This window comes from Enterobacter sp. TMH.L2, assembly GCF_050847315.1.
Lineage (GTDB): Bacteria > Pseudomonadota > Gammaproteobacteria > Enterobacterales > Enterobacteriaceae > Cedecea.
The window spans coordinates 4,080,234-4,094,986 of sequence record NZ_CP193791.1 but is presented as its reverse complement, the minus strand read 5'-3'; the positions used below and the strand labels follow the sequence as shown (position 1 = coordinate 4,094,986).

The 14,753-nt window shown below is 57.6% G+C and carries 13 protein-coding genes; 3 read left to right on the top strand and 10 right to left on the bottom strand.

What is annotated here, in order from left to right; genetic code table 11:
- Window positions 1-33 precede the first annotated feature (33 nt).
- The 4 genes from ACREYP_RS19585 to lsrK all read right to left on the bottom strand — a co-directional run bounded on the left by ACREYP_RS19585 (window position 34) and on the right by lsrK (window position 5,064).
- Complete coding sequence (locus ACREYP_RS19585) at window positions 34-1,335, bottom strand: sensor histidine kinase (RefSeq protein ID WP_336818320.1); 1,302 nt, start codon at window positions 1,333-1,335, stop codon at window positions 34-36.
- Window positions 1,332-2,072: a response regulator gene (locus tag ACREYP_RS19580; RefSeq protein WP_336818321.1), complete on the bottom strand. Its 741-nt coding sequence runs from the start codon at window positions 2,070-2,072 to the stop codon at window positions 1,332-1,334. Before ACREYP_RS19580 ends, ACREYP_RS19585 begins: the two co-directional genes overlap by 4 nt.
- A gap of 80 nt (window positions 2,073-2,152) precedes the next feature.
- On the bottom strand, window positions 2,153-3,136 hold the full coding sequence (locus ACREYP_RS19575; RefSeq protein ID WP_008460493.1) for an alpha/beta fold hydrolase: 984 nt from the start codon (window positions 3,134-3,136) through the stop codon (window positions 2,153-2,155).
- A 347-nt stretch (window positions 3,137-3,483) separates the two neighbouring features.
- The gene (gene lsrK, locus ACREYP_RS19570; RefSeq protein WP_336818322.1) at window positions 3,484-5,064 is read right to left on the bottom strand and encodes an autoinducer-2 kinase; all 1,581 of its coding nucleotides are present in this window, start codon (window positions 5,062-5,064) and stop codon (window positions 3,484-3,486) included.
- 169 nt (window positions 5,065-5,233) lie between these two features.
- On the opposite strand from lsrK, the gene lsrF reads away from it, so the two are divergent.
- Both lsrF and lsrG read left to right on the top strand, forming a co-directional pair.
- On the top strand, window positions 5,234-6,124 hold the full coding sequence (gene lsrF / locus ACREYP_RS19565; protein ID WP_336818323.1) for a 3-hydroxy-5-phosphonooxypentane-2,4-dione thiolase: 891 nt from the start codon (window positions 5,234-5,236) through the stop codon (window positions 6,122-6,124).
- Window positions 6,121-6,411 (top strand): (4S)-4-hydroxy-5-phosphonooxypentane-2,3-dione isomerase, encoded by a 291-nt coding sequence (gene lsrG / locus ACREYP_RS19560; protein WP_008460496.1) that lies wholly within the window; start codon window positions 6,121-6,123, stop codon window positions 6,409-6,411. Before lsrF ends, lsrG begins: the two co-directional genes overlap by 4 nt.
- A gap of 105 nt (window positions 6,412-6,516) precedes the next feature.
- On the opposite strand, the gene ygjG is transcribed toward lsrG, so the two are convergent.
- Window positions 6,517-7,914: a putrescine aminotransferase gene (gene ygjG, locus ACREYP_RS19555; RefSeq protein WP_336818324.1), complete on the bottom strand. Its 1,398-nt coding sequence runs from the start codon at window positions 7,912-7,914 to the stop codon at window positions 6,517-6,519.
- Between the two features lie 475 nt (window positions 7,915-8,389).
- On the opposite strand from ygjG, the gene ACREYP_RS19550 reads away from it, so the two are divergent.
- Window positions 8,390-9,289 carry a diguanylate cyclase gene (locus ACREYP_RS19550; protein WP_336983497.1) on the top strand — a complete coding sequence of 300 codons (900 nt, stop codon included), beginning with the start codon at window positions 8,390-8,392 and terminating at the stop codon, window positions 9,287-9,289.
- Window positions 9,290-9,293: 4 nt separating this feature from the next.
- Here ACREYP_RS19550 and ACREYP_RS19545 read toward each other — a convergent pair whose 3' ends face one another.
- The 5 genes from ACREYP_RS19545 to ACREYP_RS19525 all read right to left on the bottom strand — a co-directional run bounded on the left by ACREYP_RS19545 (window position 9,294) and on the right by ACREYP_RS19525 (window position 14,359).
- On the bottom strand, window positions 9,294-10,016 hold the full coding sequence (locus ACREYP_RS19545) for an ABC transporter ATP-binding protein (protein WP_008460503.1): 723 nt from the start codon (window positions 10,014-10,016) through the stop codon (window positions 9,294-9,296).
- A complete protein-coding gene (locus ACREYP_RS19540) occupies window positions 10,003-10,836 on the bottom strand; it encodes an ABC transporter ATP-binding protein (protein ID WP_336818326.1) in 834 nt (277 codons plus the stop codon). Before ACREYP_RS19540 ends, ACREYP_RS19545 begins: the two co-directional genes overlap by 14 nt.
- Window positions 10,829-11,662, bottom strand: coding sequence for an ABC transporter permease (locus ACREYP_RS19535; RefSeq protein ID WP_336818327.1), 834 nt, complete (start codon window positions 11,660-11,662; stop codon window positions 10,829-10,831). Before ACREYP_RS19535 ends, ACREYP_RS19540 begins: the two co-directional genes overlap by 8 nt.
- Window positions 11,662-12,705 carry an ABC transporter permease gene (locus tag ACREYP_RS19530; protein WP_336818328.1) on the bottom strand — a complete coding sequence of 348 codons (1,044 nt, stop codon included), beginning with the start codon at window positions 12,703-12,705 and terminating at the stop codon, window positions 11,662-11,664. Before ACREYP_RS19530 ends, ACREYP_RS19535 begins: the two co-directional genes overlap by 1 nt.
- Before the next feature lie 85 nt (window positions 12,706-12,790).
- On the bottom strand, window positions 12,791-14,359 hold the full coding sequence (locus ACREYP_RS19525) for an ABC transporter substrate-binding protein (RefSeq protein WP_039299945.1): 1,569 nt from the start codon (window positions 14,357-14,359) through the stop codon (window positions 12,791-12,793).
- Window positions 14,360-14,753: the final 394 nt, after the last annotated feature.

The following is a 14,753-nucleotide window of genomic DNA, read 5'->3' as shown; positions in this document are numbered from 1 at the left end:
GTCGGCGACTCGGCGGCATACAGAGCGATACAATCAGGCTACAGGCAGCGTGATGCAGGCCTGCAAACCGCCCTGTGGCCGGTTAGTCAGCGTTAATTTCCCCCCTAACTGGCCGACAAGCTGGGCGGCTATCGCCAGCCCAAGCCCGGTGCCGCCGGTGTCGCGATTTCTGGAACTTTCCACGCGGTAAAAAGGCTGCAACACGGCGTCCAGCTCCTCCTCGGGGATCCCCGGCCCGTTATCGCACACTGCCAGCGTGACCTGGCTGGCTCCCGCCGTCAGGCTGACTTCAGCGGCGGTGCCGAACTTCAGCGCATTATCCAGCAGGTTGGTCAGAATACGGCGCAGCGCCTGGGGGCGGGTCGAAAGCGGGAGTGACACTTCCGGCGCGGCAAACGTCACGGCTTTGCCGACGTCCTGATAATCGCAGGCAATGCTATCCACAAACGCCCTCAACTCAATACGCTGGGGAGCCTCTTCCAGACTTTCCGACGACCTTGCATAAGCGATGCCCTCGCGGACGAGATGCGTCATGTTGTCCAGATCCTGCATTAGTTTGTCGCGCAGTTCCGGCTCGTCGCTCATTTCCAGGCGCAGCTTCATGCGGGTAATCGGCGTCTGTAAGTCATGCGAAATGGAGGCCAGAATTTGCGTGCGTTCTTTCAGGTGCCCCTGGATTCTGGCCTGCATCGCGTTAAACGCTTTGGCCGCGTGTTCCACTTCCAGCGGGCCGCTTTCCTGCATGTCCACGGGGCTTGAGCTGGCGGGTTCCAGCGCTTCAACGGCGCGGGTAAAACGGGTAAACGGCAACACCACCTGGCGCACGGCAAACCATGCGCAAAGCGCCAGCAGGACAAGCTGGATGGCAATCACCACCGGCAGCCAGGTTTCAATCGGCGGCATACGCGGCGTAAGGTCGATGGTCAGCGGCGAGCCGTCGGCCAGCGTCAAATGCGCCTGAATATGGGAGCGCATACCGGGAATGGAGGTGAAATCGAGCTGATAATGCTCGCCCAGCGCCTCTTTCAGAGATGCAATAGCGTCTTTAGAACGTTCGTCGGTGGGTGGTTTGCCCGGTGTCCCTGGCCCAAGAATGTAGTGGTAATTTTCCCGGGCGAGTCGGTCCAGCCAGGCCGGTCGCTCATTGGGCGGTAGCTTGTCGAGGATCGCGACGCTGGTGGCAACATTGTTTTGCAGGTTATCCAGCATCACGCTGCGGGCGCTGTTCATTCTCTCGAGCGTGGTTAGCGCCAGAGTCAGGCCGTTGGCCAGCAGCAGGCCGACGAGAACGATAAGAAACAGCCGGGAAAGCAGAGTTCGGGGCCAAAGCCTCATTCTCGCGCCTCGACGATCGTCACGGGAACGGAAAGCACATAGCCTTCGCTACGCACGGTTTTGATGTAGGCCGGGGTGCGGGCATCCTCATTTAAGCGCTGGCGGACGCGGCTGACCAGTAAATCGATCGAGCGCTCGAATAGCTCTGCATCGCGGCCTTGAGTCAGGTTCAGCAGCTGATCGCGCGTCAAAACGCGCTGCGGGTGATCCAAAAACACGCGCAGCAGGCGATATTCCGCCCCGCTCAGGGCAACGATCGTGCCTTGTAAATCAATCAGATGCCGGGCCGAAGTATCAAGCTGCCACTCGCCAAAAGCGATGATCCTGCCCGCTTCGGTCACCTGCAAATTGGGGGGTAACGCGCGGAAGCGACGAAGGATCGCCTTGATCCGCGCCAGCAGTTCTCGGGCGACAAAAGGCTTTACCACGTAGTCGTCCGCGCCCATTTCGAGGCCGAGGATCCGGTCGCTGTCTTCGTTTCTGGCGGTCAGCATTAAAATAGGCAGATCTTTGTGCTTATCGCTGCGCATCTGGCGGCAGAGCGTCAGCCCGTCGTCGCCGGGCATCATCACGTCCAGCACCACTAAATCGACGTGCTGCTTATCCAGAACGGAACGCATCTCCTTGCCGTTGGCCGCGCCGCTGGCCCGGTAGCCGGATTTTTCCAGATAGCTGACGATTAGCTCGCGAATATCGCGGTCGTCGTCCACCACGAGAATATGATCGATATCTTCCACCTGGGGCTCCCGGCGCTAAAAGTGAAGGCTAAAACTAGCATAGCCGCCCGGCAGTGAACGGCTATGTTTTTCTTTTTTTACTACAACTTACCGGCATCTACCACTGCCTTCACAAACGCCTCTGGCGCTTCTTGTGGTGGGTTATGGCCGATGTTTCCACTGAAGGTTCGGTGTTCATATTTGCCGGTAAATTTCGCCGCATAGGCCGCCGGTGCAGGATGTGGTGCGCCGTTGTTGTCGCCTTCAATGGTGATGGTTGGCACGGTGATATTCGGCAGCGCAGCCAGTTTTTTCTCATCAGCCGCGTACTTCTGCTCGCCGTTTTCCAGCCCCTGGCGCCAGCGATAGTTGCTCAGGGTAATCGCAACGTGGTCCGGGTTATCCAGTGATTTGGCGCTGGTGTTAAAGGTCTCATCGCTGAACTTCCAGCCCGGCGAAGCCTGCTGCCAGATCAGTCTGGCGAAGTCATGGGTGTTTTTCTCATATCCTGCCGCGCCGCGTGGAGTCGCGAAATAGAACTGATACCACCATTGCAGCTCGGCCTGCGGCGGCAGCGGTTTTTTCCCTGCTTCCTGGCTACTAATCAGATAGCCGCTGACCGACACCAGCGCTTTCACCCGTTCAGGGTGCAGCGCCGCCACGATATCCGCCGTGCGTGCGCCCCAGTCGTAGCCAGCGAAAATGGCCTGTTTGATATGCAACGCATCCATTAGCGCAACGGTATCCTGAGCCAGCGCCGCCGGTTCACCATTACGAGGAGTGGAAGGGGAAAGGAACCGGGTGCTGCCGAAGCCGCGCAGATTTGGCACGATAACCCGGTAGCCCTGCTTTGCCAGCTCAGGCGCTACCGTATCAAAGCTGTTGATGTCGTAGGGCCAGCCGTGCAGCAGAATTACCGGCTGCCCGTCTTTCGGGCCGAGATCGACATAGCCGACGTTCAGCACGCCCGCGTTAATCTGTTTTATTTGTCCGGCATCAAAGCCCGCGGCTTCCGCCTGGCAGGCGAAGACGACCGAGAGAGAAAGAGGGGCAATCAGCGCAGACAGGGTCAGTTTGTTGAACATGATGTTTTCTCCAAAGCCATTAGAAAATGTTCGGTTATCACATCACGAGATTGTAGGCGGTGTGTTTTTCAAACCGCCCTTTTTGCATGGCGGCGTATCTGGCGGGGTAGTGGATACAGTGTGATACAAAGTGTTTTTACCCTCACCCTAGCCCTCTCCCTGGAAGGGAGAGGGGATAAAAAACCGCACACTTAACTAATTCTCCCTCTCCCTGGAAGGGAGAGGGGATAAAAAACCACACACTTAACTAATTCCTCCTCTCCCTGGAAGGGAGAGGGGATAAAAAACCACTCACTTAACTAATCCCCCCTCTCCCCTCTGGGGAGAGGGCCGGGGTGAGGGGAAAATTATCCTGCCACTCTCGGCACAAGCCCCGGCGCCTGCCACATCGACGTCGTCAGGCCGCTGTCCACCAGCGTTAACTGGTCGGCATACACTTTTTGCCATTTGCGCTTCATCTCGTCGTAAAGCTCGTGGTGCGCCGGATTTGGCGTGAACTCTCGCTGCCACTGCACCAGACGCTCCCCTGTGCTGGCTAGCGAATCAAAAAGCCCGGCGCCTACGCCAGCGGCAATCGCGCAGCCCAGCGCCGTGGCCTCTTTGACCACCGGCACGCGCACCGGCAGGCCGGTGACATCGCTCAGGATCTGGCTCCACAGCGCGCCTTTTGAACCCCCTCCGGCGAAGACGAGCGAGTCGAACCTCACGCCAGAAAAGCCGGAAATCTGCTCCAGATTACAGGCGGACACAATCGCCGCGTTTTCCTCTAAGGCGCGGAATAGCGTCGCTTTGTTGCACTTCTCAGGGTCGATGGAGAGGTTAATGAACGACGGCGCGGCGTGGTACCACTGCTTGAAATGCATGGCATCAGAGAAAATGGGCATCACCCCGTGGGAGCCCGCAGGTACCCGGCCCGCCATCTCTTCCATTAGCGCATAGGTATCCACGCCGAGGCGCTCGGCCAGCAGCTTTTCTTCCGCGCAGAAGGCGTCCCGGAACCAGCGCATCGTCAGGCCGGTGAAGAAGCTAATGGACTCCGCCTGCACCATGTTGTGGATGACGTGTGGGTTAATGCGGATGTTCATGTCGGGGTCGGTTTTGATTGCCGGCAGGTTCACCACCTGCTGCCAGAATGTGCCGCCCAGCACCGCCGTCTGCCCAGGCCGGACAATGCCCAGCCCCAGGCAGCCAAGCTGGACGTCGCCGCCGCCCATCACCACCGGCGTGCCTTTTAGCAACCCGCTTTCTTCAGCCGCCTGTGGGGTTATGCCGCCCAGCACGGTGCCGGTTTCTTTGACCGGGGAAAGTATGTCGGCGCGCAGCCCGGCCATATCCAGCAGGGCAGGCCGCCAGTCGCGGGTCGATAGATCCAACATCCCGGTCGTACCGGCGTTAGAGGGGTCAACCGCCAGCTCACCGGAGAGTTTGGCCGCCAGCCAGTCGCTGATCATGGTGATGGTGGCGGCTTTGCGGTAGATATCCGGGCGATGGTGTGCCAGCCAAAGCAGGCGGGGCATGGCGCTCAGCGCCAGCGTCTGGCCTGAAACCTGGTACACCTCGGATTCAAACTGGAAGTCGTGGATCTCTTTCAGCTCGCTGACTTCGCGGCTGGCGCGAGCATCCACGTTTGCGCAGGCCCAGATTGGCTCGCCGTGGCGATCGTACAGCACAATCCCTTCCCGCATAGAGCAACAGGCAACGGCACTTATCGCCGAAGAGGAGAGGTTAGCGTTGTGCAGGGCCTCGCGGATGCAGCGGCAGGCCAGCTGCCAGTTAACGGCGAGATCGAACTCCATCGATCCCGGCACATCTGTCACGCTCAAGTGCTTCCATTCGGCCTGGCCAACGGCTATTTGCTGGCCAGAAGTATCGAAGATCACGGCGCGGATACTGCCCGTTCCGGCGTCCAGTGCAAGTAGATAACTCATTCACAGACCTCTTCCGTCGCTCGTTCAATAAATAAACTCTTATCTATCGCGGGCGATTTGACCGATCTATTTGGATGTTTTGTGATCGCTGCACGGTTGCGATGGGCGATCCCTGACTAAGTTTTTGAACACTATCTCTTATTCACTGATGGATCCGGGAGAGAACTTGATGGCAGATCTGGATGATATTAAAGATGGAAAAGACTTCGGTATTGGCCAGCCGCAGGAGAACCGGGCGTTTTACCTGAAGGGAAGCGGGGCGCTGGACTGGGGCATGCAGTCGCGGCTGGCGAGGATTTTTAACCCCAGCACCGGGCGCACCGTGATGTTGGCTTTCGATCACGGCTATTTTCAGGGGCCGACGACCGGCCTGGAGCGTATTGACCTCTCTATTGCGCCGCTGTTCCCTGAAACCGACGTGCTGATGTGTACCCGCGGCATTCTACGCAGCGTGGTCCCGCCTGCCACCAACAAATCTGTTGTGCTGCGCGCCTCCGGCGGCAATTCGATCCTCAGCGAACTCTCGCGCGAAAGCGTCGCCGTGACGATGGAGGATGCATTACGCCTCAACGCCTGCGCGGTGGCCGCGCAAATTTATATCGGCAGCGAGTATGAGCATCAGTCGATCAACAACATCATCAAGCTGGTGGACGAGGGAACGCGCTACGGCATTCCTACGCTGGCGGTTACCGGCGTGGGCAAAGAAATGGCCCGTGACGCGCGCTACTTCTCGCTGTCTAGCCGCATTGCCGCCGAGCTTGGGGCGCAGTTTGTAAAAACCTACTTCGTTGAGGAAGGTTTTGAGAAAGTCGCCGCCAGCTGCCCAGTGCCGATCGTTATCGCCGGAGGTAAAAAACTGCCCGAGCAGGAGGCGCTGGAGATGTGCTTTAAGGCGATAGACCAGGGCGCATCCGGTGTGGATATGGGGCGCAACATCTTCCAGTCTGAAGCACCCCTGGCGATGCTGCAGGCGGTGAAGAAGGTGGTGCATGAGAAAGCATCTGCCCGCGAGGCCTATCAGTTCTGGCTTGAAGCGAAGCATCAGGGAGGTAAGGCATGAACGTCACGCTGGTGGAGATCAACATTAAGCCAGAGCGGGTCGACGAGTTTCTGGACGTGTTTCGGGCGAATCACGAAGGCGCCATCAAAGAGCCCGGTAATTTACGCTTTGATGTGCTGCAGGACCCGGAGGTTTCAACGCGATTTTATATCTACGAGGCCTATCAGGATGAGGCCGCGGTGCTGGCGCACAAGAAGACCCCGCACTATCTCGCCTGCGTTGAGAAGCTGGATGAGATGATGTCTGAGCCGCGTAAGAAGCAGAGTTTTATTGGGCTGCTGCCGTAGGGAATGCCCCCTCACCCTGGCCCTCTCCCCAAGGGGAGAGGGGAAAAAACAAAGGGAGTGGGTTGAATAGGAAAAACCCCCTCTCCCTGTCAGGGAGAGGGGCACTCAGCTTTCCTGCGCCTCTGCCGTCTCATCCTGCGTCACTCTCAGCCTGTAAAGCGCGCGCTTCGCGTACTCAAGCACATGCTCGCACTGCTCAATGGTCAGCGTCAGCGGCGGCTCGACCCGAATGGTTTTGGCATTATTCAGCGTCCCGGCCACCAGCACCTGCTGGCGGAACATCTGGCTGGCAAACTCGTAGCCGATGTCGTTGTCGCAGAACTCAATCGCCATTAACAGCCCCTGGCCGCGTGCCTCAACAACCAGATCGGGGAACTCACGGGCCAGCGCCCGGAAGCCATCCAGCAGCAGTTGCCCTTTCTGAGCCGCCTGAGCAGGCAGATTCTCTTCCAGCAGGTAGTGAATAGTCGCCAGCGCCGCAGCGCAGGCCAGCGGGTTGCCACCAAACGTGGTGGTGTGCAGGAACGGGTTATCAAACAGCACAGAAAACACCTCTTCTGTCGCAACCGTGGCGCCAATCGGCATCACGCCGCCGCCCAACGCTTTGGCAAGGCAGAGAATGTCCGGCTGCACGTTTTCGTGTTCGCAGGCAAACATCCTGCCGGTGCGGCCCATCCCGGTTTGCACTTCATCCAGAATCAGCAGCACGCCGAATTCGTCACAAAGCTGGCGCACCGCAGGCAGGTAGCCAGGCGGCGGCAGGATCACCCCGCCTTCGCCCTGAATAGGTTCCAGGATCAGCGCGGCTACATCATCACCGGTTTTACGACATTCGCTGAACTGCGTGCGTAATGCCTCGATATTGCCAAAGGGTACGTGGCGGAATCCCGGCAGCAGCGGCATAAATGGTTTGCGGAAAGTGGATTTCGCCGTGGCCGAAAGTGCGCCCAGAGACTTGCCGTGGAACGCGCCGCTGGTAGCAATAAAGGTAAATTTCCCTCGTGGCGACTGGTACGCTTTGGCCAGTTTTATTGCGGCTTCCACGGACTCAGTACCGCTGTTGCTAAAGAAGCTGTATTTGAGTTTACCCGGAGTCAGTGTGGCAAGCGTTTTAGCGAGCATCGCCCTCAGAGGGTCGAGCAGTTCCTGGCTGTGCAGGGGCTGTTTTTCAAGTTGATGCTGGACGGCGGAAACAACGACTGGATTACGGTGCCCCACATTAAAGATGCCGAACCCACCCAAGCAATCGATATACTCTTTGCCCTGGGTGTCGACAAGCGTATTCAGGCTGCTCGCTTGCCACTCTACGGCTCCGTAATCCCCGCCGGCGGTAACGGACTTGCGGTACTCAAGAAAACCCGGATTAACGTGCTGCTGGAAGCTATCAACCACCTCCCGGTTTAGCGCCTTCATCTCCTCATGGCTAAGTGACTTCTTTTCAATAATGTTCAGTGCGTGCGCCGTACAGGCAAGGGCCGAGGCGCTGGAAGGTAACCTGTTCAAAATGTGCTCCTGGGTGTGGCGTATCACGCGATACACAAAATAAGTATTGCAGGGATTGCGCCAGGTAGCGCGCCGTAGGTGAAATCGGGATAAACGCCCGCAGGAGTACATCTGTGCAATAATTAATCACAATAGATGACATTTTGCGTGTTTTAATGCTGAGGGTCGATTGCGTGAGCATGACCTTGCTGAGAAGAGATTCGCACCATTTTGGGGCGACATGTTTCCGTATGGCTCAAAAAGGAAAATAAAGATCGGGCTTATTATTGTTTAGCATTTCTTAATGGTTAATAGATGCTTATTTATTCTGAAATACCGTATAACAATAAATGTCCTTATTCGTAAAGTTTTTAATATGGATTGGCCGTTTAGGATTTGTTTAAGTTATGATTCGGCGTGAAAATTAACCCGCGATATTCGTTATCATCAGGTGGTGGATATTAACTTGACCCGTTAAACACAAGGTGTGCATAGCGTGACTATCAATATAAAGGACATCGACAGCTCTTTATCAGAGCTAAATATTGCCATCCGCGATCATTATAACTGGGCAAATAAGTGCCTGCGCCTCAGCCTGCTGGGCGGTGAACCCGATAAAGAAATCAACGATCTTCATTCCCATCAGCATTGTCGTTTCAGCCGCTGGCTGGGGCAGCGTTTGCAGGGGGGGAGTCTGGACCGGGAGTTGATTCTGCTGATTGATAAGCACCACACCGATATGCACGCTGCCGCCCGGGTACTCATGTTATCTATTATCGGCAAACAGGTTAGTGAAGAATTGCTGAATCATTACAATGAAGCGCAGCAAAATTTTATTTCCAGTATCGATCAGTATAAAGAATACCTTTTTTCCTACCGCAATTTGTACGACGCGTTAACCGGCCTGCCGCTACGCCATTTAATGTATCAGGAATTTCCGCTGATACGCTCTCGCTGCGAGCGTGCGGAGCGCAACCTTTATTTGCTGATCATGGATATTGACCGTTTTAAAACGATCAATGACACCTGGGGACACAACGCCGGAGATGATGTGTTGCGCAGCGTCGCATCCATTCTTAAAGGGGCTACGCGTAACGAAGAGCGCATTTATCGCTTTGGCGGCGAGGAGTTTATTATGCTGCTGGAAGCGACCAGTCGTGAGCAGGCAGAGCAGGCCGGGCAGCGCATTTGCCAGCACTTAGCCAGCCAGCCCATCAGCGTGGATGACCAGGCAATCCGCGTGACGGTAACCGGGGGGCTGACCCTCGTCAGTGCGAATGACTCCCTGCACAGCGCCATTGGTCGGGCAGACAAAGCCATGTATTACGGCAAAAACACGGGCCGCAATCGCTGTATTCTGGCTTTGTCTGACGAAGAAATGGTCACGCTGGAATAATGCGTTACGCGTTCGCCATCCTGTGTTCCCCGTTTACCAGCGCAGCACGATCGAAGGTGCGCTCAATCACCCCGTTGGCCATAAACGCCGCCCGGTCGGACATATGCGCAATCACGTCGGCATCGTGGCTGACCAGCAGATAGGTCATGCCGTGCTGCTGCTTCAGACGATTGAGCAGGTTGAGGATCTCCGCCTGGACCGACATATCCAGCGCGGAAGTGGGTTCGTCGAGCAGCAGAATTTTGGGGCGAAGCAGCAGCGCACGGGCAATCGCCACGCGCTGGCGCTGGCCGCCGGAAAGCTGGTGCGGGTAGCGTTTTGCCGCCTCGGACTGCAGGCCGACCTGCTCTAATGCTTCCGCCACTCGGGCTTCAATCTCGCTTTCACCATGGATTTTCAGCGGCTCGGCCAGCGTGCGCCAAATCGTGTGGTTGGGGTGCAGCGAGGCATACGGATCCTGAAACACCATCTGCACTTCGCGACGCAGCGCGCCCTGGAAGCGTTTCCCTGCCGCAATGCGGTTGCCCATCAGCTCCACATCTCCCTTCCAGTCACGCTGTAGCCCGGCCAGCACGCGCAGGATGGTAGATTTCCCGCAGCCGGAAGCGCCAATCAGGCTAAATGTCTCGCCCTGTTCAAGAGAGAAACTGGCTCCGGCGACGGCGGTTTTGATCCCGCCTTTGGCGGCGAACTGCACGCTTAGATTATCAACCTTAACGATCGCCATAGGTTTCTCCTGGCTGGAATTCGATGCGGTTCAGCGTCGGTAGCATCTGCCCGTAGGTGTCGGCATTTGGACGGCAGGTCCAGAGCGTGCGCGTGTAAGGATGCGTGGCCTGTGCCAGTTCGCCTGCCGCCATTTCATCGACTTTTTGGCCCTGGTACATCACCAGCACGCGGTGACAGTGTTCCGCCACCAGCGGCAGATCGTGGCTGATCAACAGCAGCGCCATTTGCCGCTGTTCGCACTGGGCTACCAGCAGCTCAAGGATTTGGTTGCGCAGGCGGGCGTCGAGCGCCGACGTAGGTTCGTCCGCGATCAGCACTTTGGGATTATTGGCGAGCGCAATGGCGATCATCACGCGCTGGCCCATGCCGCCGGACAGTTCGCCGGGGTAACGCATCAGAACCGCATCCGGCAACCCAACGGATTGCACCAGTTCGCGGCAGCGATCGCGGCGTTCGGCAGTGGACAGCTTCTGGTGCAATCGTAGCGCTTCGTCAATTTGCTGCTGCACGCTTTTGACCGGGTTCAGTGCATAGCGCGGGTCCTGCAGCACCATGGCGATGTCACTCCCGCGCAGCTGGTTCCAGCCCCGGGCATTCATGTCGAGCAGGTCGTGCCCCATCACGCTGAGCTGCTCTGCATTCACTTTGCCTGGTTTACGCACCAGCCCCATCAGCGCGCGAGCCGTCATGGATTTGCCTGAGCCGGATTCGCCGACCAGCGCCAGGCGTTCATTGCCCAGCGTGAAGGAGAGGTTGCTGACTACCCGGCTGCCGGGATAGTCGATATTCAGCCCGGAAACGGTAATTCTATTAGTCATGTTGCGGCTCCAGCACGTCGCGCAGGCCATCGCCCAGCAGGTTAAACGCCAGGCTGCTCAGCAGAATGGCGGTGCCCGGAATGGCGGCAATCCACCATTGGTCGAAAATGACCTGCATTCCGTCGGCAATCATCGCGCCCCATTCGGACATCGGCGGGCGGGCGCCTAAGCCGAGGAAACCCAGACCGGCGGCGGCAAGAATAATCCCGGCCAGATCCAGCGCCAGGCGCACAATGGCGGAAGGCAGACACAGCGGCAGAATATGGCCGACCAGCAGCCGCAAGCCTTTGATGCCCATCATTTCTGCGGCCGCAAGATAATCGCTATGGCGCAGGCGCTGTATTTCACTTCTTGCCTGGCGGGCATAGGCGGGCCAGGTGGTCAACGCCAGCGCCAGCGCGCCGTTAACCAGCCCTGGGCCGAGCATTGCCACAAAGGCAAAGGCCAAAATCAGGCGGGGCATCGACATGACTACATCGGTAAAGCGCATCAATATACGCTCCAGCCAGCCGCCGTAATAGCCGGACAGAATGCCAATCAGCAGCCCAACCGGCAGGGTAATAATGGTCACCAGCAGCACCAGGCCCAGCGCCGGGCGAGTGCCGTAGAGCAGGCGAGAAAGCAGGTCGCGGCCATAGCTGTCGGTGCCCAGCAGATGTTGGGCGTTGGGCGCCTGCAGGCGCGCGGCGGCATCCTGCCAGTTGGGATCGAACGGAGCCAGCCACGGCGCAAACAGCGCGATAAGCACCAGCCCGGCAATGATAATCAGCCCGCTAAGGGCCGCCGGGGAGCGCAGCATGCGTCGCAGAAAAATAGAAGACGGCATCAGCGGATCCTCGGGTCGGTGGCGCGCACCAGTATGTCGGTCAGGTTATTGATCAGCACAAATGACACGCCGATCAGCAGCGTGCCGCCCATGATGGCGGTGGTATCCCCGGCAAACAGCGCGGTGGTGAGATAGCGGCCAATACCCGGCCAGGAGAAGACGGTTTCCGTCAGCACCGCACCTTCGAGCATGCTGGTGTAAGCCAGAGCGATCACGGTGAACAGCGTGCCGCGAATGTTGGGCAACACATGGCGCACCAGAATCGCCATGTCGCCTGCGCCCTTCGCGCGGGCGAGCGTAATGTACTCTTTGTTCATTTCGCTCAGGCAGGCCGTGCGGGTCAGGCGGGTGATGCTGGCGAGAGAATAATAGGCCAGCAGCAATACCGGCAGAATCAGGTGGTTAATGGCGTTGAGAAACGCGCCTTTATCGCCGGAAAGCCAGGTATCGATCAGCACGAAGCCGGTTTTGGCCTCGACGCTGTACTGGTAAATATCGTCGAGCCGCCCAGGCCCGGCGCTCCACTGCAGACGAGCATAGAAGAGCGCCAGCATCAGCAGACCCAGCCAGAAAATAGGCACGGAGTTGCCCAGCAGGGTAAAAGTGCGCACCACGAGATCCAGCGGTGAACCGGCGAACCGGGCGCAAAGCACACCAAAAAGTACGCCAAGTACGCTGCCGACGATCAGCGCCAGGGTGGCGAGTTCCAGGGTGGCGGGGAACGCTGAAAGCAAATCATGCAGCACTGGCTGGCCGGTTGAGCTGGCTATGCCTAAATCGCCGTGGGCAAGATTGACCAGATAATGCCAGAACTGCACGGGCAGCGACTGGTCCAGCCCCAACTGGTGGCGAACCTGATCGTAAGTGGACTGGCTGGCGTGGTCGCCGACGATTTGCAGCACTCTGTCCACCGGGGACAGCGCAGACAACGCGAAGGTAATCAGCAGCAGGCCAATCAGGGTCAGAGCAAGGGTAAATATTCCCTGAAGCAGGGTGAGCAGCGGACGCCGCAGGCGCTGCGACGAAGGCGAGACTTCGGACATGGGTAACTCTTTTATGCGCTAATGGTGATTAACCCCCCGACCGGCCTCTTTCACGATGGAAAGGGCGGGGCGAGGGGCCGTTCAGTTATTTCGTGACGTTATCGTAATACACCATATCCGCATTCAGGCCCTGCTGGTAGCCTTTGATGTTATCTCGCACCACAACCTGGGTTTTACCCTGGTCAATAAACACGTACGGGGAGCTACGCTGCAGCTCTTCCTGCAGTTTGGTATAGAGATCTTTGCGCTTGGCCGGATCGGCCTCTGCTACGGCAGCCAGCGTTTGTTTATTCAGCTCCGGGATCTGCCAACCGTTCAGACCGGCCACGGTGCTGGCTTTGCCGTCGTTATAGGCGAAGGCGCTGGCGTTGGAGTGGGCGTCGAAGTAATCCGGGATCCACAGGCGAATGGCGGCCTGGTGCTGTTTCGCGCGTACGCGGGCATACACCTGGCTACCGGCGGCTGGCAGCAGATCAACCTTCACGCCGCCTTGGGCAAAGCTTGCCTGCATGGACTGAGCGATGGTGATAAACGGCGGTTTGTTTTCCACATCCAGCGAGAAATGTGCGTCTTTGATGCCCGCTTTCGCCAGAATTTCTTTCGCTTTCGCCGGGTCAAATTTGAACGGGGTATTTTCCAGCGCGCCCGCGAAGCCGACCGGCAGGAAGCTTTGGTGAACGAAGTACTGGCCTTTCAGCAGATCTTTAGTAATGCCCTGGTAATCCACCAGGTAGCGAGCCGCTTCCCACAGCGCCGGGTTTTTCAGCAGCGGGTTGGCGTTGTTGCCGACGTTAAACACTAAATAGTTCTGCTCGGCTGAAGGAATGCTCAGCACCTTCACGCCCGGCTTGCCTTCCAGCGCGCTGGTCTGGTCAGACCCCAAATCACGGGCGATATCGGCGTCACCCTGCTGAATCAGCAGGCGGCGAGCGGCCGGATCGGGCACGTTTTTAATAATAATGTTCTTCACTTTTGGCGCATCGCCCGGAGAAGTCGGGTTGGCATCCAGCACGATAGCCTGATGTGGCTGATAAACGCGCATTTTGAACGGGCCGCTGCCGGCAGAGTGCATTTTCAGCCATTCGTTGCCGAAGTCACCGGCTTTCACGTTTGGCTCAACCGCTTTTTCATCCACGATGGAGGCGATAGGCGTGGAAAGAATATTCAGCGCAACCGCCGGGCTGACGTCCGCGGTCCAGTGCACTTCCAGCGTGTGGTCATCCACTTTCTTCAACTGGCTGGCAATGTTGTCAGGCTGCCAGCCCAGTACGTTCAGGATAAAGGCCGGGGATTTGTTCAGCGTGACCGCCCGGGTGTAGGAGAAGATCACGTCTTCCGGGCGCAGCGGGTTGCCGGAGGCAAATTTAGCGTCCGGGCGCAGCTTGATGGTCAGTTTCTTATTGGCCGCATCGCCTTGCCAACTGGCCGCCAGAATCGGCACGACTTTGGCCGGGTCCGTGCGGTCTGCCTGCACCAGGCGCTGATAAAGGCTCGGCACGGTCTGAATACTTGAGAGTTCGTTGGCCTCAGCCGGATCAAGGCTGACGATGTCGTCCAGCCCTTGAGCAACCACCAGGGTATCCGGTGGCGTTGCAGCGTGGGAAGCCGCAGACAGCGCAGCCAGCAGCAGTAATGGCAGAACTTTTTTTTGCATGTGTGTACCCTGTAATGGTGTTTTTTATCGACTTTTCTCAGTGTATTTACGTTAGGTGAGTTATCTCAATTCACAAAGTCAAAATTGCGCTTTGCATATAAATATACGATATATCCAATGCGATAAAGTGCTGAGAACCTGACTGCCACTTGCTGTGAGGGAGCGTCAATATCGACGATGATGAAGGTTCGGTTAAGCTTCCGTTCACCGTACCTGTTTTCTCCCTCGCCCCTTTGGGGAGAGGGCCGGGGTGAAGGGCGTGGCGTAATGCCACCTGAGACATTCACATGTCCGGTAGCGGAAGATAAAACTGAACGGAACCCCATCCGCCCTAACACAATCGCTTGTGTTTGCCACGAAGAGGCCGAACAGGAAAAGGCCAAAAAAAAGCCCC